Source organism: Micromonospora sp. CA-111912 (assembly GCF_050948415.1).
In the GTDB taxonomy this organism is placed as follows: Bacteria; Actinomycetota; Actinomycetes; order Mycobacteriales; family Micromonosporaceae; genus Micromonospora.
Genome location: NZ_CP192007.1, coordinates 3921318 through 3947551, shown reverse-complemented (window position 1 = coordinate 3947551; position 26234 = coordinate 3921318). Strand labels below are relative to the sequence as shown.

Below are 26234 nucleotides of genomic sequence, written 5' to 3'. Positions count from 1 at the left end.
TTAACCATGCGCGACGACGTACGCGTCTTCGTCATCGAGCAGCTCACCGACATGAACTACGACGTCGACGACATCGACGACGACACCACCCTCGGCCCCTCCGGCGTCGACCTGGAGTCGCTGGCCCTGGCCGACCTGTCCGTACGGGTCGAGGACCGCTACGGCCTGAAGTTCGCCGACGACGAGTCCGAGAAGCTGGCCCTGATGACGGTCGGCGAGTTCACCACGATGATCGCCGACCGCGTCGCCGCGACGGCCGACGGCAACTCCTGATGCCCGGTCAGCCCGACCTGGGGCGAGCTGACCTGCTCACCATGCTCGCCGAGATGACCGCGAAACCGGTCGACCAGGTGTCCGACCGGGTGGGCTCGATGGAACTCGCCTGGCTGGTCCACCTCGTCGAACAGCGCTACGACCGCCGGCTCGACCTCACCGACGACCAGCTCGCCGGAATCCGGACGGTCGACGACGCCCTGGCGGTGTTCCACACCTGTCTGACCGCTCCCGCAGATGGCTGAGCGGCCCGGCGTACGGATCACCGGCGTCCACGCGCTCAGCGCGCTCGGCAGGGGAGCCGAGGCGCAGCTCGCCGGGGTGCTCGCCGGCGCACCGGCGTTCCGGCCGGTCGGTCGCTTCGACACCGCGGCCCGCCGGGTCGGCGTGGCGGCCACCCTGCCGGACGTCGGCCCGCTGGCCGACGAGCTGGCCGAGGCGGTGGACGCCGCCTGCACGGCGGCCCGGCTCGGCGCCGGCGACCGGGCCGGCACGCCGCTGCTGCTCGCCGCGCACGGCGGGGCGGGTGTGCCCGCGCTGGCCGGGGAACTGGCCAGCCGGTGCGGGCTGGCCGGCGCCCCCCGGGTCTACACCAGCGCCTGCGTGTCGGCGTCCACGGCGGTGGCCGACGCCGCCGCGCTGATCGGTCGCGGCGACGTCGACCGGGTCGTCGTCGCCGCCGGCTACCTGGTCGAACCCGACCAGTACGCGCTGTTCGACGCCGGGAGGGCGTTCGCGACCGACGGTGCGGTGCGCCCGTTCAGCGCCGGCCGCCGCGGGCTGCTGCTCGGCGACGGGGTGGCCGCCGTGGTGCTGGAGTCGGCCGGGGAGGCCCGGCGGCGGAACGCGCCGACGCCGGCGTCGGTGCTCGGCTGGGGGCGGGCCGGCGACGGCCACCACCCCTGCCAGCCCGACCCGCAGGGGCGTGGGCTGGCCCGGGCGGTCGGTGCGGCCCTGCGCCGGGCCGGGCTCGACCCCGAGGAGATCGGGTACGTCAACGCCAACGCCACGGGCACCGGGTACAGCGACGCCGCCGAGGCGGCGGCCCTGCGGCTGGCCTGGGGCGAACACGCCGGCCGGGTGCCGGTCAGCTCCACCAAGGCGCTGCACGGGCACGCGCTGGAGGCGTCGGGGCTGCTGGAGCTTGTGGTGACCGTGCTCGCGGTACGGCACGGGAAGCTGCCGGTCAACGCCGGCTGGCTCGGCCCGGACGAGGCGTGCCCGCTGGACGTCATCCGCGACGCGCCGCGCCCGGCCGCCACCGCCTACGCGCTGAGCCTCAACTCCGCCTTCGGCGGTGCCAACACCGCACTGCTGGTGGGTGCGGCGTGACCGGGGGGCCCGACCGGGCCGGCGGGGGAACAGCCGGCGCTCTGCGGGTGCTAGCGCAGGCGCGCTGGCCCGAGCCGGACGACGGCTCGCCGCCGACCCTGCCCGGCTTCGTGCACTCGACGTTCAGCCCGGTCGTGGCGGCCGTCGCCGAGCGGTGCCTCACCCGGCGGCACGGCGAACGGCCGGCCCCGGATCCGGTCGGCGCCCGGACCGCAGTGGTGCTGGTCAGCGCCGCCGGGGACCGGGCCAGCGCCGACCACGTGCACGCCACGGTCGCGCGGGGCGGGCGGCCCGGGCCGCTGTTCTTCTACCAGTCGGTGCCCAACAGCGTCGCCGGGTACGTCGCCGCGCGCTGGGGGCTGGGCGGGCCGGTGGTCTGCGTCGCCCCGACCGGGGACCCGCTGGCCGAGGGCACGGCCGAGGCGGAACTGCTGCGGTACGACGGCGACGCCGACGAGACATTGTTGATCATGATTGAGCAGGCACCCGACGACGCCGGTGCGGGCGTCGCGGCCGGGGATCCCGGCGACGCGCCCGGGATCCGGGCCGCCGCGGTGCTGCTGGGGGGAGGAGACCCGCGATGAGGACCAGGGGACTGCGCGGCGTGCTGGCCGCCGACACCGAACTGGGCGCCGGCAACATGCTGGCCCGGGTGCTGGCGCACGGCGCCGACCCGGACGGCCCGGGGCTGACCTTCGACACGCCGGTCGGCGGGCACCCGGCCGAGCACCCGCTGACGCTGGGGCAGCTCGACGAGCTGGTCGCGGCCCGGGCCGCCTGGCTGCACGCCCGGGGCGTCAAGCCGCGCGACCCGGTCGCCGTCTGGGCCACGGCCGCCGCCGACATGGTGCTCAGCTTCCTGGCGCTGACCCGCATCGGCGCGATCCCGGCGCTGATGAACGGCAGGCTGCGCCCCGAGATCGCCGCCGAGTACATCCGCCGGCTGCGCGGCGCGGGCGTGCTCGCCGACGCCGCGCACACCGAGCTGCTGGCCGGCCACGACCTCGGCGCGCCGCTGATCGGCACCCCCGCCGAGGCCGGCGCCGGCGACCCGGCCGCCGCCCCGGCGCACTACCGGCACCATCAGGACGACCCGATCGTCATCACCCACACCTCCGGCACCACCGGCGTGCCGAAGGCGGTGCTGCACTCGCACGCGAGTCTCTTCGCCGCGACCCGGCACCTGCTGTCCATGCCGCAGGCGCAGGGCACCGGCCGCATCCTCAACGCGCTGCCCGCCCCGCACACCGCGACCGTGCTGATGGTCAACCAGGCGCTGGGCAACCGGGCGGAGATGTTCCTGCTGTCCGAGCAGGGCGGGGAGCGGGTGCTCGACGCCATCCAGCGGTGGCGGCCGGACGGGGTGTTCGGGTTCTCCGTCACCTGGGCTGAGCTGGCCCGGTTCGACCTGTCCGGGTACGCCCTGGACTCGGTGCGGCTGTGGTTCAACACCGGCGACTGCTCGCACGAGCCGCACGTGCGCCGGCTCGTCGCGGTCGGCTCGCGGGACACCGTCACCCGCCAGGGAGTGGTCCGGGTGTCAGGCTCCGTCTTCATCGACGGGCTGGGCTCCAGCGAGATGGGCCACTCGATGTTCCACATCACCCACACCCGCGAGACGAACCAGTACGGCCGCTGCGTGGGCCGCCCGTACCGGTTCACCAAGGTCGCGGTGCTCGACGCCGAGGGCAACGAGCTGCCCCCGGGCCAGGTCGGCTGGCTCGGCATCGACTCCCCGTCGCTGTTCCGGGGCTACTGGAACGACTCGGTCACCACGTACCGGTTCCGGCTGCGTGGCTGGTACCTCACCGGCGACCTGGTGTACGCCGACGACGAGGGCCGGTACTACCACATGGACCGGGCGGCCGACTCCGTCGAGGTCGGCGACGGCCGGCGGTACTTCACCGCGCTGTCCGAGGAGCGGGTCCTCGCCGCCTGCCCCGACGTCACCGACTGCACGGTGGTCATCGTCAAGGAGAACGACACGGTCGTCACCGACGTGCTGCTGGAGCTGGCGGCCGGCGCCGAACCGGACGTCGACCGCGCCGAGGCGGTGCGCGCCGCGCTGGGCTCCGACGTCGGGGCGACCCTGCGCCGGGTGGTGCCGGTGCGCTCGGAGGACATCCCGGTCACCGTGACCGGGAAGGTGCGCAAGGTGGTGCTGCGCGAGCGGTACCTGACCGAGTCGCCGTCATGACCGCCGTCATCACCGGGATGGGCATGTTCACCCCGGTCGGCCGGGGCGTCGCGGAGACCTTCGACGCCCTGCTCACCGGCCGGTCCGGGCTGACCCGCCCGGCCGACGACCACCCCGCCCGGGAGTCCCTGGAGGTGGTCGGGCTGCTGCCGCACATCGACCCGCGTACCGTCGCCTCCGGCCCGGAGACCCGGGTGCTGGACCGGATCGTGGTGCTCGCCCTGCTCGCCGCCGCCGACGCGCTCGCCGACGCCGGCATCGAGGTGGGCCGGGACGTCGACCCCGGGCGGATCGGCGTGATCGTGGGCGGGGTCGGCGGGATGTCCACCCTGGAGAGCCAGGTGCTGGCCCGGGCCGCCCGGGGGCGGGCGGCGGTCAGCCCGTACCTGCTCACCGGGATCCTGCCGAACATGCCGGCGGCGCGGATCGCCATCGCCCACGGCATCCGCGGCTACAGCTCGTCGGTCGGCACCGCCTGCGCCTCCGGCGCGCAGGCGGTGGCCGACGCGGTCCGGCTGATCCGGGCCGGGGAGGCCGACGTGGTGGTCTGCGGGGCCAGCGAGGCCCCGCTGTTCCCCACCTTCGCCGACACCTTCGGCAACGCCCGGGCCCTCGCCCGGGGCTGGGCCGACCCGACCGAGGCGAGCCGGCCGTTCGACGCCCGGCGCAACGGATTCGTGCTCGCCGAGGGGGCGGCGCTGCTGGTGCTGGAACGCGCCGAGCACGCCGCCGCCCGGGGTGTCACCGGGTACGCCGAGGTGGCCGGCTACGGGGTGAACACCGACGCGTACCACCCGACCGCGCCGCGGCCGGACGGGTCGGGGGCGGCGGAGTGCATGCGCCGCGCCCTGGCCAGCGGGGGAGTGACGGCCGGCGACGTCGGCTACGTCAACGCGCACGGCACGGCCACCAAGCTCGGCGACATCGCCGAGACCGCCGCGCTCACCGCGGTGTTCGGCGACGGCGGGGTGCCCGTCAGCTCCACCAAGGCGCTCACCGGGCACCTGCTCGGCGCGTCCGGCGTGCTGGAGGCCGCGGCCACGGCGCTGGCGCTGGGTCGGGGGCTGCTGCCCCCGACCTGGAACCTCGACGACCCGGACCCGGCCTGCCCCGCCGACCACATCAGCAAGGAACCGAGGGTGGCAGCCCCGGAGCACGCGCTGACCAACTCTTTCGGGTTCGGCGGCCAGAACGTCAGCCTGCTACTGCGGCGCGGCACCGGTGCGGGTGCGCGCGTCGCCGGTCCGGGGAGGTGATTGCTCGTTCCACTCCGGGCGGTGCGCCGCCCGGGCGGCAGTCACGGGGGGACATGGGGAAGGGCTGGAAAAAATGGACATTCGTTCTATAGATCACATCGAACTCTACGTGGGGGACGCCCGGCAGGCCGCCTTCTACTTCGGCACCGCCGTCGGGTTCCGGCTCCGCGGCCAGGGCGGCCCGGAGACCGGGCTGGCCGGGCAGCGCTCGCTGCTGCTGGGCCAGGCCGACATCCGGATGGTGCTCACCTCCGGGCTGACCGCGCAGCATCCGGCGTCGTCGTACGTGCAGCGGCACGGCGACGGCATCGCGGTGGTGGCGCTGGAGGTCGACGACGCCGCCGGGGCGTACGCCGAGCTGGTGGCCCGCGGGGCGACGCCGGTGACCCCACCGACCACCTTCACCGGCGCGGACGCCGAGGTGGTGACCGCCGAGGTGGGGGGCTTCGGCGACGTGCTGCACCGGTTGGTGCAGCGCCGGGGCGACCGGCGCGAGTTCCTGCCCGGGGCGATCGAGATGGACCCGCCGACCGGCGGGGACGACGGTCTGCTCGCCGAGATCGACCACCTGGCCATCTGCGTGCCGCCGGGGCAGCTCGAGGACACCGTCGCCCACTACGAGCGGGTTTTCGGCTTCGCGCAGATCTTCACCGAGCACGTCGAGGTCGCCGGCCAGGCGATGAACTCGACCGTGGTGCAGAGCCCGTCCGGGCGGGTCACCCTGGTGCTGCTCGAGCCGGACCGCAGTCACCGGCCGGGGCAGATCGACGCGTTCCTCGCCGAGCACGCCGGGGCCGGCGTGCAGCACCTGGGGCTGCGCACCGACGACATCGTCACCGCCGTCGGCGCGCTTCGCGGGCGAGGGGTCCGCTTCGCGGGCACCCCCGGCGCCTACTACGACGACCTGGAGCGGCGGGTCGGCCCGGTCGACGCGCCGCTGGACCAGCTGCGCGAGCTGAGCATCCTGGTCGACCGCGACCACGGCGGCCAGCTGTTGCAGATCTTCACCGAGTCGATGCACGTGCGCCGCACGCTCTTTCTCGAACTGATCGAGCGGCGCGGGGCGCTGACCTTCGGCAGCGGCAACATCAAGGCCCTCTACGAGGCCAAGGAACGGGAGCTGGCCGCCACGGCCACAGCACAGGGGGTGGGAGTGTGACGACCGTCGACTTGCAGCCGGCTTTGACCGCCGAGGAGGAGGCGCTGCTGCCGTCCGAGTCCGACGTGCGGTTCTACGCCGAGCACGGCTGGTACCTGTCGAAGAAGCTGTTCACCGACGAGGAGGTGGACGCCCTGGTGGCGGCCACCGACCGGTACTACGACGGCGAGCGGGACCGCACCCTGCCGGTGCGCCCGCCGAAGCTGGCCTACTGGGACCCGTCGAAGGGCCCGGTGCAGCGGCACAACGACTACGTCCACCACGAGCACGACGGGATCGCCGCGATCCTGCGCAAGCCGCTGCTCGGCGCGGTCGCCGCCCGGCTGGCCCGGGCCGCCGAGATCCGGGTGTTCCAGTCCACGCTGATCTACAAGCCGCCGATCTCCGGCGAGCCGTCGAACATCGTGCCCTGGCACTTCGACAAGCACTACTGGTCGTCCTCGTCGTCGGAGGACATGCTCACCGCGTTCATCCCCTTCCACGACTGCGGCGAGGAGATGGGCACCATCACCATGGTCGACGGGTCGCACCGGTGGAAGGAGATCGGCGCGAACGACACCGTCGTGCGGCACTTCGCCGAGCGCGACCGCAGCCAGCTCGAGGAGATGCTGGCCGAGAACGCCGCCCACAACGGCGCCCGGATCAGCAAGATCCCCATGGTGATCCCCAAGGGACACGTGAGCTTCCACCACTGCCGCACCTACCACGGCAGCGGCGCGAACGTCAGCGGCCGCCCCCGCCGGGCGATCTCGCTGCACCTGCAGGACGGCGCGAACGCCTACCGGAAGTTCCCGCTCTCCGACGGCACCCTCGCCGCGTACAACCACGACGTGCTCGTCCGCCGCACCGACGACGGTCGGCCGGACTACGCGGACCCCGAATACTGCCCGGTCATCTGGCGCGACCGCGCCCCGCAGGAAGGCTGAACAATGTCACGGTACGACTGGGGTAGGACGCACCCGGGCATCGAGCGGCTGGAGCAGGCGGTCAGCGACCGCCGCGACGTGGTGGTCAAGCACCCGCTCTACGCCAACCTGGACACCCACGAGGCGCTGGTCACCTTCATGGAGCACCACGTCTTCGCGGTCTGGGACTTCATGTCCCTGCTGAAGTCGTTGCAGCGACAGCTCACCTGCGTGACGGTGCCGTGGATCCCCACCGGCCCCACCGGCAGCCGCCGGCTGATCAACGACATCGTGATGGTGGAGGAGAGCGACGAGCTCGGCGAGGGCTACATCAGCCACTTCGAGCTGTACGTGCAGGGCATGCGGGAGGCCGGCGCCGCCACCACCGCCATCGACGATCTGATCGACCTGCTGCGCAACGGCGCGTCGGTGACCGAGGCGCTGGTGAAGGCCGGCGTGCCCGGCCCGTCCGCCACGTTCGCCGGCACCACCTGGAAGATCATCGAGTCGACCCCGGTGCACTGCCAGGCGGCGGCGTTCGCCTTCGGCCGGGAGGACCTGATCCCCGACATGTTCACCCAGGTCGTCGCGGTCAACGAGCGCAGCCAGAAGCTGCACAAGTTCGTCGACTACCTGGAGCGGCACATCGAGGTCGACGGGGAGCAGCACACCCCGATGGCCATGCAGATGCTGGCGGACCTGTGCGGCGACGACGACACCAAGTGGCAGGAGTGCGCCGACACGGTCAACATGGCGCTGGCCGCCCGGGCGCAGCTCTGGGACGACGTCCTCGACGCGATCAAGGAGGGTCGCCCGGCGTGACCCCCACCGATCCCGTCCGGCTGTACCGGGCGGTACGGCTGATCCGCCGGTTCGAGGAGCGGGCGATCGAGCTGGTCCGCTCCGGAGCGATCGTCGGCGGCATCCATCCGTACCTCGGTCAGGAGGGGATCGCCGTCGGGGTTTGCGCCGCGCTGCGCGCCGACGACCTGGTGACCGGCACCCACCGCGGGCACGGCCACGTGCTCGCCAAGGGGGCCGACCCGGCCCGCATGCTCGCCGAGCTGCTGGGCCGGGTCACCGGGCTCAACCGGGGCCGGGGCGGGTCCATGCACGCCGCCGACCTCGGCGTCGGGGTGCTCGGCGCCAACGCCATCGTGGGCGCCGGCGGGGCCATCCTCACCGGAGCGGTGTGGGCCCGGCGGCGCCGCGGCGACGACATCGTCGGGGCGACCTTCTTCGGCGACGGCGCGGTCAACGAGGGGATGCTGCTGGAGGCGTTCAACCTGGCCGCGCTGTGGCGGGTGCCGGTGCTGTTCGTCTGCGAGAACAACGGCTACGCCACCACCATGCCCGTCGAGGGCGCGGTGGCCGGCACCATCGGCGGCCGGGCTGAGGCGTTCGGCATGCCGGCCGCCGTCGTCGACGGCCAGGACCCCGAGACGGTACGCGAGGCCACGGCCGCCGCCGTCGCGCGGATGCGCGCCGGCGGCGGGCCGGAGCTGATCGAGGCCCGCACCTACCGCTTCGACGCCCACCACACCTTCGAGCACGTGGTACGCCTCGACTACCGCGCGCCTGAGGAGGTGGCCCGGGGCCGGTCCCGGGACCCCGTCGAGATCCAGGGCGGCCGGCTGGCGGACGCCGACCGGGCTGCCGTCGACGCCGAGGTCGAGGCCACCCTCGACGCGGCCGTGGAGTTCGCCCTGGCCAGCCCCGAGCCTGACCCGGCCGGCGCGCTGGAACACCTGTACGCCAGCGGGCTGGTCGCCCGGACGGGAGGTGGCTGATGCCACGGCTGTCGTACCGCAAGGCGCTCACCCGGGCGCTCGCCGACGAGATGGCCCGCGACGAGTCGGTCTTCCTGCTCGGCGAGGACATCCGGGTGGCCGCCTCGAACGTCACGGCCGGGCTGCTGAAGAAGTTCGGGCCGGACCGGGTGCTGGACACCCCGCTGTCGGAGCAGGCGTTCACCAGCTTCGCCACCGGGGCGGCCCTGGCCGGGCTGCGCCCGGTGGTGGAGTTCCAGATCCCGTCCCTGCTGTTCCTGGTGTTCGAGCAGATCGTCAACCACGCGCACAAGTTCCCGCTGATGACGGGCGGGCAGTGCGCGGTGCCGGTCACCTACCTGGTCCCGGGCTCCGGCTCGCGGACCGGGTGGGCGGGGCAGCACTCCGACCACCCGTACAGCCTGTTCGCCCACGTCGGGGTGACCACCCTCGTCCCGGCCACCCCGGCCGACGCGTACGGGCTGCTGGTCTCGGCGATCCGGCACGTCGACCCGGTGGTGGTGTTCGCACCGGCCGGGGCGATGGACGTCCGGGCCGACGTGGACTTCGCCACCCTGGCTCCGGTGCCGATCGGGAAGGGGCGGGTGCATCGGGCCGGCGACGACGTCACCGTGGTCGCGGTCGGGCACCTGGTGCACGACGCGCTCGCCGTCGCCGAGGAACTGGCCGGGCAGGTTTCGGTGGAGGTCTTCGACCCCCGCACCCTGTACCCGTTCGACTGGGACGGGCTGACGGAGTCCGTGGCCCGCACCGGCCGGCTGGTCGTGGTCGACGACTCCAACCGGTCCTGCGGCATCGCCGGGGAGATCATCGCGACCGTGGTCGAACGGGTGCGGCTGCTCGCACCGCCCCGGCGGGTCACCCGCCCCGACGGCGCGGTGCTGCCCTTCGCCCCGGCGCTGGACCGGGCCGTGCAGCCCGGCCGCGAGCAGCTCACCGCCGCCATCCAACTCACCATGAAGGACGGATCATGATCGATCCCCACTACCCCTGGCCGCCGCTGGACCAGGCGTGGAACGACCTGCCGGAGTCGACCCGCACGGCGATGGTGGCCGCCGGGGCCCCCGCCTGGAAGGAGGTCTTCTACGGCTGCGCGACGTACAACAAGACGTGGCGGCTGGCCCGCCCGCCGGTCATGCCGGCGGACGCCTTCCGCGAGCTGAACGAGGTCTGCGACCGGCTCGCCCAGCTCATCCTGGAAACGTGCCAGCGGCGCGCCCGCACCGCCGGGGAGCTGACCCGACTGCTCGGCGTGCCGGCGGAGGAGACGAGGCTGCTCGACGAGTCCGAGGAGCTCTCCGAGGCGCTGCTGGCCGCGTACCGGCCGGACGTGCTGATCTCCGGCGGGGTGCCGAAGTTCGTCGAGTACAACATCGACAGCAGCCTCGGTGGTGGCTTCGACGCCGACACGGTCGTCTACCGGTACACGAAGATCTACCAGGATCAGGGCATCCTCGACGGGCTGCCGGTGCGGCCCGCCCCGTCCCTGCTGGACCAGCGGTTCGTGGCGATCCGGGACGAGCTGGCCCTGGCCGACGGGGCCCGGGTGGCGCTGCTGCTGGACTTCGACGCCGACTACCCCGGCCTGGAGACCCCGGACGACTTCATCAGGATCCTGTCCCCGTTGGCCGACCGGGCCCGGAACTTCGGCATCGACCTGGTCATCGCCCAGCTCAAGTTGTCGACCCTGGACGAGGAGGGCCGGCTCGTCGTCAACGGTGCCCCGGTGGACGGCCTGTTCCGGCTCTTCGTGCCCAACCGGGTCCACGCCAGCGCCGGCCTGGACGCCGTGGCCGGTGCCCTCGCGGCCGGCACCCTGCCGATGTTCGTCAGCTCCGCCGCCTGGCTGCTCGGCAACAAGATCAACTTTGCCTGGCTCTGGGAGGACCTCGACACCCTGCCCGAGGCCGACCAGGCGCTGATCCGCCGGTACGTCCCGCGTACCAGCGCGCTCACCGCCGCCGAGCTGCCCCGGGCCCTGGCCGACCAGCACGACCTGGTCGCCAAGCCAGCCGACGGCTCCGCCGGCCTCGGCGTGCTGCTCGGCCGGGAGACCAGCGCCCAGGCGTGGGAGGAGGGCCTGCGCGCCGCCCTCGACGAGGGCGGCTTCATCCTCCAGGAATACATGGAGGCCGACCGGGTGCCGATGGACTTCGTCCGGATGGAGACGGGGGAGACGGTCACCGCCGACGTCCCGTACAGCCTCGCCCCCTACCTGTTCGGCCGGCAGGGCTCCGGCGCCCTGGCCCGGGTCGGCTTCCCCGGCTGCGAGAGCGTGCTCAACCTGGCCCGCGGCGTGCTCCTCACGGGCATCCTCCTCACCGACTGACCCCCACCCGCCACCCCACCCCCCGCCCTCGCCCTCGCCCCACCGGCGTCGATCATGCACATGTGGCCCGCCCAAAGTGGGCGTAAGTGAATGAATCAAGGGCCGTAAGTGCATGATCGACGCTGGTCAGGTGGCGGCGGGACCGGGCGGGCGGGCGCGCATCCGGGGGTCAGGCGTTGTTCAGGTAGGTGAGGACGGCGAGGACGCGGCGGTTGTCGTCGGACGACGGGGGGAGACGCAGCTTGCCGAAGATGCTCGCGGTGTGCTTGCCCACGGCACTCTCGCTGAGGAACAGCCGCTGCGAGATGGCGGCGTTGGAACGCCCCTGGGCCATGAGTTCGAGGACGTCGCGCTCGCGTGGCGTGAGGCGGGCCAGCGGCGAGGCGGTGCCGCCGGCCGTCAACAGCTTGGCGATCACCTCGGGGTCCATCGCGGTGCCGCCCGCCGCGACCCGGCGTACGGCGTCGATGAACTGGTCCGCGTTGAGGACCCGGTCCTTGAGCAGGTAGCCGACCGCGCCTGCCCCGTCGGCCAGGAGTTCTCGGGCGTAGAGCTGCTCGACGTGCTGGGACAGCACCAGCACCGGCAGACCGGGAACGTCTCGCCGGGCGGCCAGCGCCGCCTGGAGGCCCTCGTCGGTGAAGGTCGGCGGTAGTCGCACGTCGACGATGGCCACGTCGGGCCGGTGCCGGGCCAGGGCGGCGCGCAGCGCCGGCCCGTCGCCGACCGCCTCGGCGATGGTGAAGCCGTGGCTTTCGAGGAGAAGGACCAGCCCATCCCTCAGGATGTGGAGGTCCTCGGCGAGGACAACGCGCACGGGATCTCCATGGTGACGACGGTGGGTCCGCCGGGCGGACTGTGCAGGGCCAGGGTGCCGTCGAATGTAGCGAGCCGCCGTCCGATGCCGCGCAGCCCGGTCCCTGCGGCGGGGTCGGCCCCGCCGGGGCCGTCGTCGGTCACCACCATCCGGAGCACCCCGGCGCGGTGCGACAGCGAGATCGAGATGTGGGCCGCGCAGCGGGCCGCGTTGGTGAGGGCCTCGCAGGTGACGAAGTAGGCGGCCGACTCGACCGGCGCGTCGAGCCGGCCGGGCAGGTCGACGTCCACGTCCACCGGCAGCGGGGTGTCGAGCGCGATCGCCCGGATCGCGTCGCCGAGTCCGCGTTCGGCCAGCACCGGCGGATGGATGCCGCGTACGAGGCTGCGCAGCTCGGCCAGCGCGGCGGCGGACGTCTCCTGCGCCTGTTCCAGCAGCCGCCGCGCCCGCATCGGGTCGGTCTCCAGAAGCCGTGTGACGGCAGCCAGGCTGAGCCCGACGGCGATGAGCCGGGCCTGGGCGCCGTCGTGCAGGTCGCGTTCGATGCGGCGCAGTTCGGCCGCCTGCACGTCGACGGCGTCGGCCCGGGTGGTGGCGAGGTGCGCGACCCGCGAGGCGAGCACGGTGGCCGCCGTGGGGGTGAGCAGGAACCGGTCCCACGCCAGCCGCAGCCGCATCAGCGGGTTGGCCAGGCCCAGCCCGAGCAGCGTCATGGCCAACCCGGCGGGCATGCTGGCCCAGCCAGGCAACCACGACGCGTCGGGCTGGATGTGCTCGATGCCGAACCACAGATAGAACGGGGTGGCCCAGTAGCCGGTGATCAGGCCGATCGGCACCGCCCAGCCCACCCACGTCAGGGGCTGGCAGAACAGGCCGTAGAACCCGAAGCCGACCAGGACCGCCGGGACGAACGAGAGCGGGGCCAGGACGACCGAGCCCAGTGACCACAGCTGGTCCCGCCAGGTGGCCGGGTCGCCGAACAGCCACCCCGGCCGCTGCGCTTGGACAGCCGCCGGGAGGTCGGTGTACAGGACCCGCCCGACCCGGTAGTTGCCGTCCTCGCCGGGGCTGGGCGACGGCGGGTACGGCCGGTACGGTGCGGGCAGGTCGGTGCCCGTCCACCGGCCGACGTGGCGCCGGTAGAGCTCCACCAGTGACCGCGTGACCGGGAGGGTGTACGGCAGCAGCCCGCCCCACGACAGGGCCGCGGCGAGCAGGTTGAGCAGCAGGCCGCCGAACGCGGCGATCGACAGCCCGGCCAGGCCGGCCCCCCGCCAGGTCGCGGCCGATGCCCGGGTGACCCACCGGCTGACCGCCGTCTGCGGCGGCTCCCCGGTCCCCAGCAGCACGCCGGCCCAGAGCCCGTACGCCCGCAACGCAGCCGGAGCCAGCAGGAACGCGGCCACGACGGCCCCGATGGCCGCCGGCACCGACCACGCGAGGGGCCAGGGGGGCGAGACGAGCAGGAACACGCCGGCCGCGATCAGTGCGGGGGGCACCAGGATCGGGACCACGCCGGTCACCGGGGTGAGGATCAGCCACAGCCATTCCTGGCGGAGCGTCGGGTCCTTCGCGTAGTGGTCCAACTTCAGCAGGAATGCTGGCACCCGGGGCGACCGGAACAGCGTGCCGTTGTGGGCGTACCAGCCGTCCTCGCGCCGGTGCGGTGTGGGTGGCGACGAGCGGACGGGGTCGGGGAGGTCGGCCCCGGCCCAGGCGCGGGTGAGCCGGCGAGCCAGCGCGGTCAGCCGGAACTGGCCGGAGACGGCGAGCGGATAGGCGATCACCAGGGCGGCGCCGAGGACGAGGAAGTGCCCGTAGGCGAACCCGGCCACGCTCAGCACGACCAGGGCGACGCAGCGTGGTACGGCGAGTGCGAAGCGGGTCACGGGTCGAGTCTTCGCGTTACCGACCGCCACCGCACTGGGGCAGGCTACCGACCAGGGGTGGGGCTGGGTACACCCCCACCGGGCAGCTGGATCCATTACCCGCGGCCGGTGGGATTCCTAGCGTTGTCGGCATGTCAGTCATCGAGGTGCGGAACCTCCGTAAGCAGTACGGCGACCAGGTGGCCGTCGCCGACGTGTCGTTGAGCGTGGAAGAGGGCGAGATCTTCGGGCTCGTCGGCCCGAACGGAGCAGGCAAGACCACCACGGTGGAGTGCATCGAGGGGCTCCGGGTCCCGGACTCCGGAACGGTACGGGTGCTGGGGCTGGACCCGCGCCGGGACCGCGCGGCGGTGCGGCAGAAGCTGGGCATCCAACTACAGGAGAGCCAGCTGCCGGATCGGATCAAGGTGTGGGAGGCGCTCGACCTGTACAGCTCGTTCTATCCGCACCCGGCCGACTGGCGGACGCTGATGGACGAGCTGGGCCTGGCCACCAAACGGAACACGGTGTTCGCGAAGCTGTCCGGCGGCCAGAAGCAGCGGCTGTCGATCGCGCTCGCACTGGTCGGCAACCCGTCGGTGGCGATCCTGGACGAGCTGACCACGGGGTTGGACCCGCAGGCGCGGCGCGACACGTGGGAGCTGGTCCGCCACGTCCGGGACCGCGGCGTCACGGTCGTGCTGGTGACCCACTTCATGGACGAGGCGGAGCGGCTCTGTGACCGGCTGGCGGTCGTCGCGGCCGGCCGGGTCGTCACCGTCGACACCCCCCGCAACCTGATCGCCGGTGCTCGGGTGCCCGGCGTCGAACGACCCACCCTCGAGGACGCGATCCTCGCCCGCACCTCTGCCAGGAGCAACCGATGACCGCCCTTTCCAGGATCATCCGTGTCGAGGCGAAGCTGTTTGTCCGGGATCCGGTCGGCACGTTCTTCGCCATCGCGTTCCCGGCCCTGCTGATCCTGGTGCTCGGTCTGGCCATGCCAGGGCTCCGGGAGTCGACGGACGAGCTGGACGGCCGGCGTCCCATGGAGGTCTACCTGCCCATCACCATGACGCTGGCCATCGCGACGGTGACGATGGTGACGCTGGTGGGCGTGCTGGGCAGCTACCGCGAGCGGGGCGTCCTGCGCCGACTGTCGACCACCCCGGTCTCACCGACGGCGTTGCTCGTCGCGCAGGTGGCCGTGAACGTCGCCGCGCTGCTGGTCGCCTGCGGCCTGGCGTGGCTGGTGGCGGCGACCGTCTTCAGCGTTCCGCCGCCCGGCAACGTGGTCGGCTTCGTGCTGGCGTTCACGCTCGGGTCGAGCACGATGTGCGCCCTCGCGCTGCTCGTGGCGGCGGTCACCCCGAACGCCCGGGCCTCGTCGGGGGTCGGCACGCTGATCTACTTCCCGATGATGTTCTTCGCCGGGGTGTGGACGCCGGGGCCGCAGATGCCCGACCTGGTGCGGAAGATCGCCGACTTCACCCCGCTGGGGGCCGCGTCCCTGGCCGTGCAGGACGCCTGGTCGGGCTCCTGGCCCACACTGACGCACCTGGCCGTGATGGTGGCGTTCACCGTGGTGCTGGGCGGGATCGCGGCCCGCTACTTCCGCTGGGAGTGATCCGCGAGCGGGTGCCCTGACGGGGGAGGGCGGGCGGGTTCCGGCGGTCAGGGGCTGTCCGCCTCTCCCGGGGCGGCGGCCAGGTGGGCGCCGAGGCGGCGGATGGTCTCGGCGGCGGCGATGGCGTCGCTGCGGGCGCTGCCGTGCCGGCCGTCGGTGCTGTACAGGCCCGGGTCGGCCACCGCCGGGTGGTCGGTCAGGTGCACGTGCAGGGTGCCCAGCCGCTCGCCCAGCGCGCGGGTGCGCGCCGCCAGCCGGCGCATCCGCTCGCCCAGGTCCTCCCGCAGCCGCGCGGGCACCGCCGGGCTGTGCGAGACGTCGAACATGCCCACCGTGACCACGTCCGCCCCGGCGGCCTGAAGGCCGGTGACGATCGCGGCCAGCTCGGCGTCGACGGCGTCCGCGTCGTACCCCTGGCGGAACGCGTCGTTGCCGCCGCACACCACGAGGGCCAGGTCCGGACCGAACTCCACCGCCGGGCCGAGCTGCGCCGCACGGACCTCGTGCGCCCGCAGCCCGCGCAGCCCCACGTTCCGGTACGCCAGCCCGGGGCGGGCCGCGTCCAGTTCGGCGGCGATCCGGTCGGCCCACTGCACGTCCGGGTACCCGTCGACCGGCTCGCACAGCCCCTCGGCGACGCTGTCGCCGAGCACCACGAACCGCCGCCACGGATGCCCGGCCAGCAGCCGCGCGCTCTCCCCGGCGCGCAGGCAGTGCGGATCGGTCGCTTCGGTCAGGCTCGACGACATGATCGGCACGCTAGTCGACCCCCGGCCGGGCGTCGACACCACGACCGGTCTCCGGTCACCTCGAGCGGCAGCCGAAACCGTACGGGTGAGGCACCCCCGACTTGTGCGGTGGGCCCAGGCCGCCGGTGGGCCAATGGGGTGTCTTCGCCCTCGGCACCGTGATGACGCTGCTCGCGGCGCACCGGCTGCCGGGGCCGCGGGGCAAGCCGTTCCTGTCGACCGGTCTCATCGGCGGCTTCACCACCTGGCCGCACTTCAACATGCTCGGCAGCCTCGGCGCGAGCCTCGTGCTGGCCGCCTTCGGCCTCTGGCTCGGCGGCCTGCTCGGCTGAGGCCTGCGCCGGAAGTGGGCCCGGGATCTGCCGGCGGTCGCTGGGACGGGCCCGCTGACCGACCGGTGATGCCTCCTCGCTCCTTTGCTCTGCTGCCGGCACCGCAACACCGGCACCACGCGGCCGCTTCGCATCACGGGCCAGCACGAACGCAGGGCAGGAGACGCAGCGCACGCGCGTGCGTTGCACCGGGGGCAGCAGAGCAAAGGAGCCATCACAGGCGTCAACCGCCGACCGGCGATGACGCTGGAGCCCGCGTCGACATCAGCACCACCCCTCCGTACCGCCACCGCGCCCGGCGTCGAGGAGGCGAACCCGGACGGTCCGCCGACCCGGCCGTCGGGCGTCGCGGCCGGCGGTCAGACCGCCGGGGTCGGCCCGGGCCGTGACCGGCCCGCCCGCAGCGGGCCGACGAGCAGCGGCCCCACGGTCAGCACCGCGCACACCACGGCCATCACCAGCAGCGCCGGCTTGAGCCCGAGGAGCGCCACCGACCAGCCGCCGACCAGGCCGCCGATCGGCAGCCCGACGAAGGCCAGCGAGCCGGCGATGCCGAGCACCCGGGTCTGCAACGCGTCCGGCACCCGTTCGTAGAGCGTCACCCCGAGCAGCGGGTTGACCGCGGCGATCCCGATCCCGGACAGGAACGTCACCACCAGCACCACCACCAGGTGGTCGGTGACGGCCATGGTGAGCATCCGGGGAGCGCCGCTCATCGCGGCGCCCACGGCGAAGACCAGCGTCCGGGGCAGCCGGGGGCCGATCGTCGTGAAGACCACGTTGCCCAGCAGCGCCCCGGCGCCGAACACGCCGAGCACCAGGCCGAAGCCGGCGGGATCGCCGAGCACGTCGCGGATCCAGACCGGGAGCCACACGGTCGTGTTGGCCGCGGCCATCATGTTCAGCGCGGAGACCACCAGCAGCATGGCCAGCAGCACCCGGTCGGTGCACAGGTAGGCGAAGCCGGTGCGCAGCGCCCGGAAGTAGCTCTCCCGGGGTGCGGCCGACGCCTCGGTGGCCGGTGGGCGCACCAGGATCCCGACCAGCAGCGCGCAGAGCGCGAAGCTGCCCGCGTCGATCCAGATGGCCCGGGTCACCCCGACCCAGCCGATGAGCAGGCCGCCGATCACCGCCCCGAACAGGGTCACCGCGCGGGCCAGCCCGTCGTAGGCGGAGGTGAGCCGGATCAGCTCCACCCCGGCGCGCTGCGCCGCGGGCCGGAACATCACGTGCTTGACCCGGTCGCCGATGCCGCGCAGCCCGCCGGCGAACGCGACCAGGACGACCAGCGCCCCGAAGCCGAGCCATGGGGTCAGCGCCACCACCGCCATGGCCACCGCGCTCGCCGCGTCCACCACGATGGAGGTGCGCCGCACCCCGAACCGGTCGGCCCACGGCGTGGCCAGGGAGCTGGAGAGCATGTACGGCAGGAACTCCGCCGCCGCGACGATGCCCATCTTCGCCGGGCTGCCGGTGGTGGTCAGCACCAGCCACGGGATGGCGATGACCGAGATCCGGCTGCCCAGGTTGGAGATCAGGTCGGCGGCGACCAGGGTGACCAGCTCCCGCCGGGCGGCGGCCCGCGCCGGATCCCGCCCGGTGTCGGTCTTCACCGTGGGCTCGGGGGCGGCGTCGGTCGTCACGCCGGGCTGCCGACGGGGTCGGCGGGCCGGCCGGCGGCGTACCGTTCGCGCAGCGCCCGCTTGTCCACCTTCGCCGAGCGGTTCAGTGGCAGCGAGTCGACGAACTCCACCGCGCCGGGCGCCCACGTCTCGCTCAGCTCGGCGGTGACCAGCTCGATCAGCTCCGCCCCGGTCACCGTCGCCCCGGGCGCCGGCACCACGTACGCGTGCGGCAGCTCGCCGGCCACCTCGTCGGGCACCCCGATCACGGCGGCGGCGCGCACCTGCGGGTGGCCCGCCAGCACGTCCTCGATCGGCCGCGAGTAGATCGGCCAGCTCCGCTGCCGGGTGAGGATCCGATCCTGGAGCCGGTCGACGAGGTAGAGGTACCCGTCGGCGTCCAGGTGGCCGATGTCGCGGGTCCGCACCCAGCCGTCGACCAGGGTCTCGGCGGTCAGCTCGGGCTGGCCGTGGTAGCCGACGAAGCTCAGCTTCGTGCGCACCCACACCTCGCCGTCGACGCCCGTCGGCAGCACCTCGCCGTCGGCGTCGCGGATCTCCACGGCCACGTCACCGTACGGCCTGCCGCAGGAGCGCAGCCGCTCCGGGTGCTCCGGGTCCTCGGTCAGCCCCGGCTGGGCGGTGATCACGACGGCCTCGCTGAGGCCGTACACGATGCGCAGGCACGGGCCGAAGCGCGCGATCGCCTGCCGCAGCCGGGCGGGCGCGGCGGGCCCGGCGCCCACGTTGAACATGAACATCGCGGAGAAGTCCGCCCCGGCCAGGTCGGGGTGATCGAGCACCTCGTAGAGCATCGGCGGGGTGACGAACGTCGAGTTGACCCGCTCCCGGCCGACGGTGTCGATGAACGCCGCCGGGTCCCACTGCGCGCGCAGGAACAGCACGCCGCCGCTGAAGAGGTTGACCAGCGTGGTGATCTGCCCGCTGGCCAGCCACATCGGGGAGTGGGACAGGTGCCGCAGCAGGGGGACCCCGCCGGCGCGGAAGCCCGCGGCCAGGGTGAGGATCTGCCGGTAGAAGCTCTCCCGGTGGTGCACCAGCTTCGGGGTGCCGGTGGTGCCGCTGGTCTGCAGGAACGACTCCGGCTCCGGCACGTCGCCGGGTAGCCCGGCCGCCGCGTCCCGGTCGGCGGCGGTCAGGTCCGGGCCCGCGCCGCCCGGCCCGAGGCAGAGCACCGGTACGCCGGCCAGCCCGGCGGCGAGCTCCGCGCCCAACCCGTCGCCGGTGCGGGCGTCGTAGACGAACGCCTCGGGGCGGGACAGCCGGACGAAGTCGTCGACCTCCCGCCGGGAGGTGACGGGGGCGATCCACATCGTCCGGCAGCCCAGTAGGTGCAGGGCGAGCTGGAGCAGCGGACCCTCCACCGCGTTGCCGAGCATCACCAGCACTGCGGCACCCGGCCGGACCCCGCCCCGGGCGAGAGCGCCGGCCATGCCGCGCACCTCGGCGGCGACATCCACATAGGTGTATCGGCGTCCGCCGCCCACCAGCGCCTCCCGGTCGCCGAAGCCGGCGAACAGTTCCAGCGCCTCGTGGACGTAGGTGGTCGGTCGGTTGGACCCGTCAGTCATCGCCAGCCCCCATCAGCTTTTCGGCGGCGATCGGTGGCGACCCGGCGAGGCACCCGCGATGACCGGCCGCGAGCGACGTCCGGGCAGCTCGCGGCCAGGACGCGGCGACGGCGGGGGCGCTTCGACGACCGCACCGCCGCCGCTTCGAGCCTAGGCCGCGCGGACCCGTCCGGCACAGGGCCGATCGGTGCCCCGCCATGCCTCGACGTCAATTGATCTTGTCGATCAGGTTGATTGACGCCTGTCAGGGGCGCCGCTAGGTTTCTGGACCATCGTCCAGGCAGCTGTCGTCAGTGGACGACCCTGGGCCAACATGGAGGTTCAATGTCGACTCCGAAGAGATGGCAATTGACGAAGGCCCCTAAGAGATGGCAGATGATCGCCGCCGTGGCCACGGCACTGGTCGTGGGAGCGCCGGCCGTGGTGGCGACCGCCGGCCCGGACAACGGGGAGCGCCGCAACGACCCCGTGTGGGCGGGCAGTTGGGCCGCCGCGGTGACCCGGGGCAACTCGGCCGGCCTGACCAACACCGGCCTGAACAACCACAGCATCCGGATGATCGTGCACACCACCGTGGGCGGTCCCCGGTTGCGCATCCGGCTCAGCAACGTCTACGGCGAGCAGGCCGTGAAGGTCGGCCGGGCCACCGTCGCCCGGCCGGACACCGCGACCCCGACGGACCTGTCGGACGTCACCGCCGCCAGCGTGCGGGAGCTGAAGTTCAACGGCTCCGCCACGGTCACCATGAACCGGGGCGCCGAGCTGCTCAGCGACCCGATCGACTTCCCGGTCGGTGACCAGGAGGACCTGGTCGTCACGCTGTACTTCCCGGTGCTGACCGGGCCGGTCACCTTCCACGGCCAGTCCCGGCAGACCACGTTCATCGGCGCCACCGACCTCACCGGCTCCGCCGCGGGCACCGGCTTCACCACCCGCCCCGACTGCTGCTGGATGTTCCTGTCCGGGGTGGACGTGCAGCGGCGGCAGAGCCCCGGCTCGGTCGTCGTCCTCGGCGACTCGATCGCCGACGGCAACGGCAGCTCGGTCAACTCCAACAAGCGCTGGCCGGACCTGCTCGCCGACCGGCTGATCGACGGCCGTCCCGAGGTGCGCACCCCGGGCGTGCTCAACCTCAGCCTGGCCGGCAACCGGCTCAACCACGAGGGCACGGAGCCCGGCACGGGCGGCTTCCCCGGCTACTTCGAGCTGGGCCCGAACGGCCTGGCCCGGCTCAACGAGGACGTCTTCCCGCAGACCGGCGTGCAGACCGTCGTCACCCAACTGGGCATCAACGACATCTGGATGTCCGGCGACTCCGCCGAGAACATCATCGCCTCGCTGCGGCAGATCAACCAGCAGGTCAAGGCCCGCGGCCTGACCAGCCTGGTAGCCACGCTGACCCCGTACCAGGGGCACGGCGTCGAGGGGGTGTGGACGCCGGAGAAGGAGGCCACCCGCCAGGCGGTCAACGCGTACCTGCGTGGCAGCCGGGAGTTCGACGGGGTCCTCGACCTCGACAAGGTGCTGCGCGACCCGGCGCAGCCGAGCCGGCTGCTCCCGGCGTACGACTCGGGTGACCACATCCACCCGAACGACCTGGGCAACCAGGCGATCGCCGACGCGGTGCCGCTGCGCCTGCTCGGTCTGTGACACCGGCGGGGCGGCGGGGGCGATCCCCCCGCCGCCCCGTCTTTGAAGATTCCTGGGGAGGAAGCGTCACCGTGGACGTCAAAGAGCTGCTGGCCGGCCTGTACAGCGAACAGGGCCGGCAGAACCCGTACCCCTTCTACGCGGCCCTGCACGAGCTGGGCCCCATCCGTGAGATCCCGAACCGCGCCGCGCACAGCACCGTCGCCGCCGTCGCCGGGGGATACGACCTGGTCAGCGAGGTGCTGCGCGACCCCGAGTGGACCAAGCAGTCCCCACCGGGCTGGGAGCAGCACGAGATCCTGCGCACCTTCGAGTCCTCGATGATGTTCATCAACCCGCCGGACCACACCCGGATGCGGGCCGTGTTCGCCAAGACGTTCACCCCCCGCCGGCTGGGCGCCCTGGAGCCGGTGATCGACCGGATCACCGACCGGCTGCTGGACCGGATGGCGGAGGCCGGCGCCGGTGGGGCCGAGGTCGACTTCGTGGCCGACTTCGCGTACCCGATCCCGGCGCTGGTGATGGCCGAGTTCATCGGCCTGCCCGAGGCCGACCTGTCCTGGTACCGCGAGCGGGTCGAGCGGATCGACGACTTCCTGGACGTCGCCGGGGCGACCCCGGAGCGGCTGGCCAAGGCCGACACCGCCGCCACGGAGCTGCGCGCGTACTACCGGGAGTTGATCGCCGACCGCCGCCGCACCCCCAGCGAGGACCTGGTCAGCGGCCTGGTCGAGGCGGTGGACTCCGGCGGTGTGGACCTCACCGAGGACGAGCTGATCAGCAACCTCATCGTCCTGTTCAACGCCAGCTTCGTCACCACCGTCTACATGTTCAGCAACGGCCTGCCGCTGCTGCTCGACCACCCCGAGGTGGCCGCCGCCCTGCCCGGCGACGACAAGCTGACCCGGGGCTGCGTCGACGAGGTGCTGCGGATGCAGAACCCCGTGCACTTCCTGGCCCGGGCCGCGCCCCGGGACACCGTCCTGCACGGCGTCCCGGTGGCCGAGGGCGAGAACGTGATGCTGCTGATCGCCGCCGCGAACCGGGACCCCGCCCGCTTCCCCGACCCCGACCGCTTCGACCCGCGCCGGGGCGGCCCGCCGTCGCTGGCCTTCGGCGTCGGCCTGCACTACTGCCTCGGCGCGGCGGTGTCCCGCCTGGAGGGCCGGCTGGCCCTGCCCCGGCTGTTCGCCCGCTTCCCCGAGCTGCGGATCACCCAGACGCCGGTGTACAGCGGCAGTCTGTTCCTGCGCGGCATCGACAAGCTGTTCGTCACGACCGGCGGTTAGGAGACCGGCATGCCCCTGGACCCTCAGGTGATCGCGTACCGGGCCGCCCGCGCGGCGGCCGGCGTCACGCCCCTGTACACCCAGTCTCTCGCCGAGGCCCGCGCCGCCGACCTGGCCGCGATCCGGGCCGGCGGCGGCGACGTCGAGCCGGTGCACGAGGTACGCGACGGAGTCGTCCCCGGCCCCGCCGGGGACCTCCCGATCCGCGTACACCGGCCGGCCGGGCCGGGCCGGCTGCCCACGCTGGTCTACTTCTTCGGCGGCGGCTGGACGCTGGGCAGCGTCGACACCGCCGACGGGATCTGCCGCCGGCTGGCCAACGCTGCCGGCTGCCAGGTGGTGACCGTCGGCTACCGGCTGGCCCCCGAGCACCCGTTCCCGGCGGCCGTGCACGACTGCCACGCCGCCGTGCGCTGGCTCGCCGGGCACGCCGACGAGTTCGGGGTCGACCCGGACCGGCTGGCCGTCGGCGGGGACAGCGCCGGCGGCAACCTCGCCGCCGCGGTCACCCTGCTGGCCCGGGACGCGGGCGGGCCGGCGCTCGCCGCCCAACTCCTGGTCTACCCGAACACCGACCAGCGTCGGCGGGACGAGCCGGCCGGCGAGCAGGACCCGCTGCTGTTCAACCGGCACTCGGTGGCCTGGTACCGGGGGCACTACCTGCCCGACCCCGCCACGGCCGAGGACCCGCTCGCCTCGCCGCTGCTCGCCGAGGACCTGACCGGCCTGCCGCCGGCCCTGGTCGTCACCGCCGAGTACGACCCGCTGCGCGACGAGGGGGAGCGGTACGCGTCCCGACTGCGCGACGCCGGGGTGCCGGTCGAGCTGGCCCGCTACGACGGGATGATCCACGGGTTCTTCGCCATGCCGGGCGTGTTCGACGCGGGCCGGCGGGCCCAGGACCGGGCCGCCGCGTTCCTGCGCGAGCGGCTCGGGACCGCCCCGGCGCTCCCCTCCGAGGCGGGAGCCGTCGATGGCTGAACCGGCCCCCGTCCCGCTCGCGGCGAGCCTCGCCGACTTCGCCGCCCTGGCCCGCGACGTCCTCCCGCCCGAGGTGTACGACTTCGTGGCCGGCGGCAGCGGCACCGAGACCGCCCTCGCGGGGAACCGGGCCGCGCTGGACCGGATCGCCGTGCTGCCCCGGATGCTGCGCGGCGTCGACCGGCCCCGCACCGACGCCCCGCTGCTCGGCCGGCAGCACGCCCTGCCGGTGGCGGTGGCGCCGATGGCGTACCAGCGGCTGGTGCACCCCGACGGGGAGCCGGCGCTCGCGGCGGCGGCCCACGCGGCCGGGGTGCCGTACGTGGTGAGCACGCTGAGCAGCACCACCGTCGAGGAGATCGCGGCGATCGGCGGCCCGGTCTGGTTCCAGCTCTACTGGCTGCGCGACCGGGGGATGGTGCGGGAGCTGGTGGACCGGGCGCACCGGGCCGGCTGCACCGCCCTCATGGTCACCGTCGACGTGCCGATCCTCGGCCCCCGGCTGCGCGACGTGCGCAACGGCTTCGCCCTGCCGCGGGAGGTGAGCGCGGCCAACCTGCCGGGCAGCCGCGACGACCTCGCGCACGCCGGCATCCCCGGCACCTCAGCCGTGGCCCGGCACACCAGCGCCGTCTTCGCCCCCGCCCTGACCTGGTCCGACGTCGACTGGCTGCGGGGGCAGACCGACCTGCCGCTGGTGGTCAAGGGGATCCTCGACCCCCGCGACGCGGTGCTCGCCGCCGACGCGGGCGCGGACGCGGTGGTGGTGTCCAACCACGGCGGGCGGCAGCTCGACGCGGCCCCGGCCGCCGTCACCATGCTGCCGGAGGTGCTGACCGCAGTGGGTGACCGGTGCGGAGTGCTCGTCGACAGCGGGATCAGCGGCGGCGTCGACGTGCTGCGCGCGCTGGCGCTCGGCGCGTCCGGGGTGCTGGTCGGCCGGCCGTTCCTGTGGGCGCTGGCGGTCGCCGGGCGGGCCGGCGCCGACGCCGCCTTCGCGCTGCTCGCCGCCGAGCTGCGCGACGCGCTCACCCTCGCTGGGTGCGCCGACCCGGCCGAGGCCCGCGACCTGCGGACGATCACGGGAGGCTGAACGTGGACGGTGGACGACCGGTGGAGGCGGCCATGGATGTGGACCTGGACGTCGCTGACCTGCACCCGGCGGTGGACGACCCGGCGCTGAACTCGATGAACTTCCTCAACGAGGTGGCTCAGCGCTACCCGGCGGCGTTGTCGCTGGCCGCAGGCCGGCCGTACGAGGAGTTCTTCGACGTCGCCGACCTGCACCGGCACCTGGAGACCTTCCGGGCGCACCTGGTCGACGACCTCGGGTACGGCCCGGAGCAGGTGCACCGCACCCTGTTCCAGTACGGCCGGACCAAGGGGATCATCCACGACCTGGTGGCCCGCAACCTCGCCGTCGACGAGCGGATCACCGTCGACCCGGAGTCGATCGTGGTGACCGTCGGCTGCCAGGAGGCGATGCTGCTGGTGCTGCGGGCGCTGCGCGCCGACCCCCGGGACGTGCTGCTCGCGGTCGCCCCGACGTACGTGGGGCTCACCGGGGCCGCCCGGCTGGTGGACCTGCCGGTGCGCCCGGTGGCCGGTGGCCCGACCGGGATCGACCTGGCCGACCTGCGCCAGCAGGTGCGCCGGGCCCGCGCCGAGGGGCTGCGCCCGCGCGCCTGCTACGTGATGCCGGACTTCGCCAACCCGTCCGGGACCAGCATCGACCTGGCCGACCGGCGGCGGCTGCTCGACCTCGCCGCGGAGGAGGACCTGCTGCTGATCGAGGACAACCCGTACGGGCTGTTCCACGCCGACGGCGCGCAGCGGATGCCGACGCTCAAGGCCCTGGACACCGGCCGGCGGGTGGTCTACCTCGGCTCGTTCGCCAAGACTGTGCTGCCCGGGGCCCGGGTCGGCTACCTGGTGGCCGACCAGCGGGTCCGGGGCTCCGACGGGACGGTGGGGCCGCTCGCCGACCAGCTCGCGAAGATCAAGAGCATGGTCACGGTGAACACGTCGGCGATCGCCCAGGCGGTGGTCGGGGGCGCGCTGCTCGCCCACGGGGGCAGCCTGGTCGCGGCGAACGTGCGGGAGCGTGCCGCGTACGCCCGCAACCTGCGCCACCTGGTGGCGGGCCTGACGCGGCGGTTCCCGGCGCCCTCCCCGGTGTCCTGGAACGTCCCGGCCGGCGGGTTCTTCGCGGTGCTGACCGTTCCGTTCCCCGTCGACGACGCGCTGCTGCGCCGCTCGGCGCAGGAGTACGGCGTACTGTGGACCCCGATGGCGCACTTCTACGACGACACCGCACCGGTGGCCGCGCTGCGGCTGTCGATCAGCGCGGTCACCTGCGAGCAGATCGACGTCGGCCTGGACCGCCTCGCCGCGCTGATCGCCGACGAGTTGGCCCGGGTGGCGGCCCCGGCGGCGCCGGCCTGACCCCGCACTGTCGCCGTTCCG

24 protein-coding genes and 1 pseudogene are annotated in these 26234 nt (G+C 73.7%); 20 read left to right on the top strand and 5 right to left on the bottom strand.

Going from position 1 to position 26234, the window contains the following annotated elements:
* Window positions 1–6 precede the first annotated feature (6 nt).
* The 12 genes from ACQPZO_RS16340 (at window position 7) to ACQPZO_RS16285 (ending at window position 11241) form a co-directional block, all read left to right on the top strand.
* Complete coding sequence (locus tag ACQPZO_RS16340; protein ID WP_387017585.1) at window positions 7–273, top strand: phosphopantetheine-binding protein; 267 nt, start codon at window positions 7–9, stop codon at window positions 271–273.
* Complete coding sequence (locus ACQPZO_RS16335; RefSeq protein WP_433341921.1) at window positions 273–518, top strand: acyl carrier protein; 246 nt, start codon at window positions 273–275, stop codon at window positions 516–518. Before ACQPZO_RS16340 ends, ACQPZO_RS16335 begins: the two co-directional genes overlap by 1 nt.
* A complete protein-coding gene (locus ACQPZO_RS16330; RefSeq protein WP_433341920.1) occupies window positions 511–1605 on the top strand; it encodes a beta-ketoacyl-[acyl-carrier-protein] synthase family protein in 1095 nt (364 codons plus the stop codon). The genes ACQPZO_RS16335 and ACQPZO_RS16330 overlap by 8 nt, the downstream gene beginning before the upstream one ends.
* On the top strand, window positions 1602–2189 hold the full coding sequence (locus tag ACQPZO_RS16325) for a beta-ketoacyl synthase chain length factor (protein ID WP_433341918.1): 588 nt from the start codon (window positions 1602–1604) through the stop codon (window positions 2187–2189). Before ACQPZO_RS16330 ends, ACQPZO_RS16325 begins: the two co-directional genes overlap by 4 nt.
* Window positions 2186–3802, top strand: a complete 1617-nt coding sequence (locus tag ACQPZO_RS16320) for a class I adenylate-forming enzyme family protein (protein ID WP_433341916.1) — start codon at window positions 2186–2188, stop codon at window positions 3800–3802. The genes ACQPZO_RS16325 and ACQPZO_RS16320 overlap by 4 nt, the downstream gene beginning before the upstream one ends.
* Window positions 3799–5058: a beta-ketoacyl-[acyl-carrier-protein] synthase family protein gene (locus tag ACQPZO_RS16315; protein ID WP_433341915.1), complete on the top strand. Its 1260-nt coding sequence runs from the start codon at window positions 3799–3801 to the stop codon at window positions 5056–5058. Before ACQPZO_RS16320 ends, ACQPZO_RS16315 begins: the two co-directional genes overlap by 4 nt.
* Window positions 5059–5131: 73 nt before the next feature.
* Window positions 5132–6217: a 4-hydroxyphenylpyruvate dioxygenase gene (gene hppD / locus ACQPZO_RS16310; protein WP_433341913.1), complete on the top strand. Its 1086-nt coding sequence runs from the start codon at window positions 5132–5134 to the stop codon at window positions 6215–6217.
* A complete protein-coding gene (locus tag ACQPZO_RS16305) occupies window positions 6214–7143 on the top strand; it encodes a phytanoyl-CoA dioxygenase family protein (RefSeq protein WP_433341911.1) in 930 nt (309 codons plus the stop codon). Before hppD ends, ACQPZO_RS16305 begins: the two co-directional genes overlap by 4 nt.
* 3 nt (window positions 7144–7146) lie before the next feature.
* Window positions 7147–7944, top strand: coding sequence for a DUF3050 domain-containing protein (locus tag ACQPZO_RS16300; RefSeq protein WP_433341909.1), 798 nt, complete (start codon window positions 7147–7149; stop codon window positions 7942–7944).
* Window positions 7941–8912, top strand: a complete 972-nt coding sequence (locus ACQPZO_RS16295) for a thiamine pyrophosphate-dependent dehydrogenase E1 component subunit alpha (RefSeq protein ID WP_433341907.1) — start codon at window positions 7941–7943, stop codon at window positions 8910–8912. The genes ACQPZO_RS16300 and ACQPZO_RS16295 overlap by 4 nt, the downstream gene beginning before the upstream one ends.
* Window positions 8912–9886, top strand: a complete 975-nt coding sequence (locus ACQPZO_RS16290; RefSeq protein WP_433341905.1) for an alpha-ketoacid dehydrogenase subunit beta — start codon at window positions 8912–8914, stop codon at window positions 9884–9886. Before ACQPZO_RS16295 ends, ACQPZO_RS16290 begins: the two co-directional genes overlap by 1 nt.
* Complete coding sequence (locus tag ACQPZO_RS16285) at window positions 9883–11241, top strand: hypothetical protein (protein WP_433341903.1); 1359 nt, start codon at window positions 9883–9885, stop codon at window positions 11239–11241. Before ACQPZO_RS16290 ends, ACQPZO_RS16285 begins: the two co-directional genes overlap by 4 nt.
* A 169-nt stretch (window positions 11242–11410) precedes the next feature.
* On the opposite strand, the gene ACQPZO_RS16280 is transcribed toward ACQPZO_RS16285, so the two are convergent.
* On the bottom strand, window positions 11411–12058 hold the full coding sequence (locus ACQPZO_RS16280; RefSeq protein WP_433341901.1) for a response regulator: 648 nt from the start codon (window positions 12056–12058) through the stop codon (window positions 11411–11413).
* Window positions 12022–13947, bottom strand: coding sequence for a sensor histidine kinase (locus ACQPZO_RS16275; RefSeq protein ID WP_433341899.1), 1926 nt, complete (start codon window positions 13945–13947; stop codon window positions 12022–12024). The genes ACQPZO_RS16280 and ACQPZO_RS16275 overlap by 37 nt, the downstream gene beginning before the upstream one ends.
* 131 nt (window positions 13948–14078) lie before the next feature.
* Between ACQPZO_RS16275 and ACQPZO_RS16270 the strand changes: the two are divergent.
* Window positions 14079–14738, top strand: a pseudogene (locus ACQPZO_RS16270) (ABC transporter ATP-binding protein); the annotation flags it as partial.
* A gap of 71 nt (window positions 14739–14809) precedes the next feature.
* On the top strand, window positions 14810–15553 hold the full coding sequence (locus ACQPZO_RS16265; protein WP_433341898.1) for an ABC transporter permease: 744 nt from the start codon (window positions 14810–14812) through the stop codon (window positions 15551–15553).
* 47 nt (window positions 15554–15600) lie between these two features.
* On the opposite strand, the gene ACQPZO_RS16260 is transcribed toward ACQPZO_RS16265, so the two are convergent.
* The gene (locus ACQPZO_RS16260; protein WP_433341896.1) at window positions 15601–16302 is read right to left on the bottom strand and encodes an SGNH/GDSL hydrolase family protein; all 702 of its coding nucleotides are present in this window, start codon (window positions 16300–16302) and stop codon (window positions 15601–15603) included.
* 125 nt (window positions 16303–16427) lie between these two features.
* Between ACQPZO_RS16260 and ACQPZO_RS16255 the strand changes: the two genes are divergently transcribed.
* Entirely contained in the window at window positions 16428–16634 is a 207-nt protein-coding gene (locus ACQPZO_RS16255; RefSeq protein WP_433341894.1) for a hypothetical protein, read from the top strand.
* A gap of 359 nt (window positions 16635–16993) precedes the next feature.
* Here the strand turns inward: ACQPZO_RS16255 and ACQPZO_RS16250 are convergent, their stop codons facing one another.
* Together ACQPZO_RS16250 and ACQPZO_RS16245 are read right to left on the bottom strand one after the other, a co-directional pair.
* Window positions 16994–18247, bottom strand: a complete 1254-nt coding sequence (locus ACQPZO_RS16250; protein ID WP_433351032.1) for an MFS transporter — start codon at window positions 18245–18247, stop codon at window positions 16994–16996.
* 26 nt (window positions 18248–18273) lie between these two features.
* Complete coding sequence (locus ACQPZO_RS16245) at window positions 18274–19848, bottom strand: AMP-binding protein (protein WP_433341892.1); 1575 nt, start codon at window positions 19846–19848, stop codon at window positions 18274–18276.
* A gap of 378 nt (window positions 19849–20226) precedes the next feature.
* Here ACQPZO_RS16245 and ACQPZO_RS16240 point away from each other — a divergent pair, with 378 nt between their 5' ends.
* The 5 genes from ACQPZO_RS16240 (at window position 20227) to ACQPZO_RS16220 (ending at window position 26213) form a co-directional block, all read left to right on the top strand.
* Window positions 20227–21498 carry an SGNH/GDSL hydrolase family protein gene (locus ACQPZO_RS16240; protein WP_433351031.1) on the top strand — a complete coding sequence of 424 codons (1272 nt, stop codon included), beginning with the start codon at window positions 20227–20229 and terminating at the stop codon, window positions 21496–21498.
* Window positions 21499–21569: 71 nt separating this feature from the next.
* The gene (locus ACQPZO_RS16235; protein ID WP_433341890.1) at window positions 21570–22787 is read left to right on the top strand and encodes a cytochrome P450; all 1218 of its coding nucleotides are present in this window, start codon (window positions 21570–21572) and stop codon (window positions 22785–22787) included.
* A 9-nt stretch (window positions 22788–22796) separates the two neighbouring features.
* A complete protein-coding gene (locus ACQPZO_RS16230; protein ID WP_433341888.1) occupies window positions 22797–23768 on the top strand; it encodes an alpha/beta hydrolase in 972 nt (323 codons plus the stop codon).
* The gene (locus ACQPZO_RS16225; protein WP_433341886.1) at window positions 23761–24861 is read left to right on the top strand and encodes an alpha-hydroxy acid oxidase; all 1101 of its coding nucleotides are present in this window, start codon (window positions 23761–23763) and stop codon (window positions 24859–24861) included. Before ACQPZO_RS16230 ends, ACQPZO_RS16225 begins: the two co-directional genes overlap by 8 nt.
* Window positions 24810–26213, top strand: coding sequence for a PLP-dependent aminotransferase family protein (locus tag ACQPZO_RS16220; protein WP_433341884.1), 1404 nt, complete (start codon window positions 24810–24812; stop codon window positions 26211–26213). Before ACQPZO_RS16225 ends, ACQPZO_RS16220 begins: the two co-directional genes overlap by 52 nt.
* Window positions 26214–26234 lie beyond the last annotated feature (21 nt).

Excerpts from the sequence above, each read along its gene's own strand:
- ACQPZO_RS16340 (WP_387017585.1), top strand. The coding sequence starts at position 7 with ATGCGCGACGACGTACGCGTCTTCGTCATCGAGCAGCTCACCGACATG.
- ACQPZO_RS16335 (WP_433341921.1), top strand. The coding sequence starts at position 273 with ATGCCCGGTCAGCCCGACCTGGGGCGAGCTGACCTGCTCACCATGCTC.
- ACQPZO_RS16330 (WP_433341920.1), top strand. The coding sequence starts at position 511 with ATGGCTGAGCGGCCCGGCGTACGGATCACCGGCGTCCACGCGCTCAGC.
- ACQPZO_RS16320 (WP_433341916.1), top strand. The coding sequence starts at position 2,186 with ATGAGGACCAGGGGACTGCGCGGCGTGCTGGCCGCCGACACCGAACTG.
- ACQPZO_RS16315 (WP_433341915.1), top strand. The coding sequence starts at position 3,799 with ATGACCGCCGTCATCACCGGGATGGGCATGTTCACCCCGGTCGGCCGG.
- hppD (WP_433341913.1), top strand. The coding sequence starts at position 5,132 with ATGGACATTCGTTCTATAGATCACATCGAACTCTACGTGGGGGACGCC.
- ACQPZO_RS16300 (WP_433341909.1), top strand. The coding sequence starts at position 7,147 with ATGTCACGGTACGACTGGGGTAGGACGCACCCGGGCATCGAGCGGCTG.
- ACQPZO_RS16290 (WP_433341905.1), top strand. The coding sequence starts at position 8,912 with ATGCCACGGCTGTCGTACCGCAAGGCGCTCACCCGGGCGCTCGCCGAC.
- ACQPZO_RS16285 (WP_433341903.1), top strand. The coding sequence starts at position 9,883 with ATGATCGATCCCCACTACCCCTGGCCGCCGCTGGACCAGGCGTGGAAC.
- ACQPZO_RS16265 (WP_433341898.1), top strand. The coding sequence starts at position 14,810 with ATGACCGCCCTTTCCAGGATCATCCGTGTCGAGGCGAAGCTGTTTGTC.
- ACQPZO_RS16260 (WP_433341896.1), bottom strand. The coding sequence starts at position 16,302 with ATGTCGTCGAGCCTGACCGAAGCGACCGATCCGCACTGCCTGCGCGCC.
- ACQPZO_RS16245 (WP_433341892.1), bottom strand. The coding sequence starts at position 19,848 with ATGACTGACGGGTCCAACCGACCGACCACCTACGTCCACGAGGCGCTG.
- ACQPZO_RS16230 (WP_433341888.1), top strand. The coding sequence starts at position 22,797 with ATGCCCCTGGACCCTCAGGTGATCGCGTACCGGGCCGCCCGCGCGGCG.
- ACQPZO_RS16225 (WP_433341886.1), top strand. The coding sequence starts at position 23,761 with ATGGCTGAACCGGCCCCCGTCCCGCTCGCGGCGAGCCTCGCCGACTTC.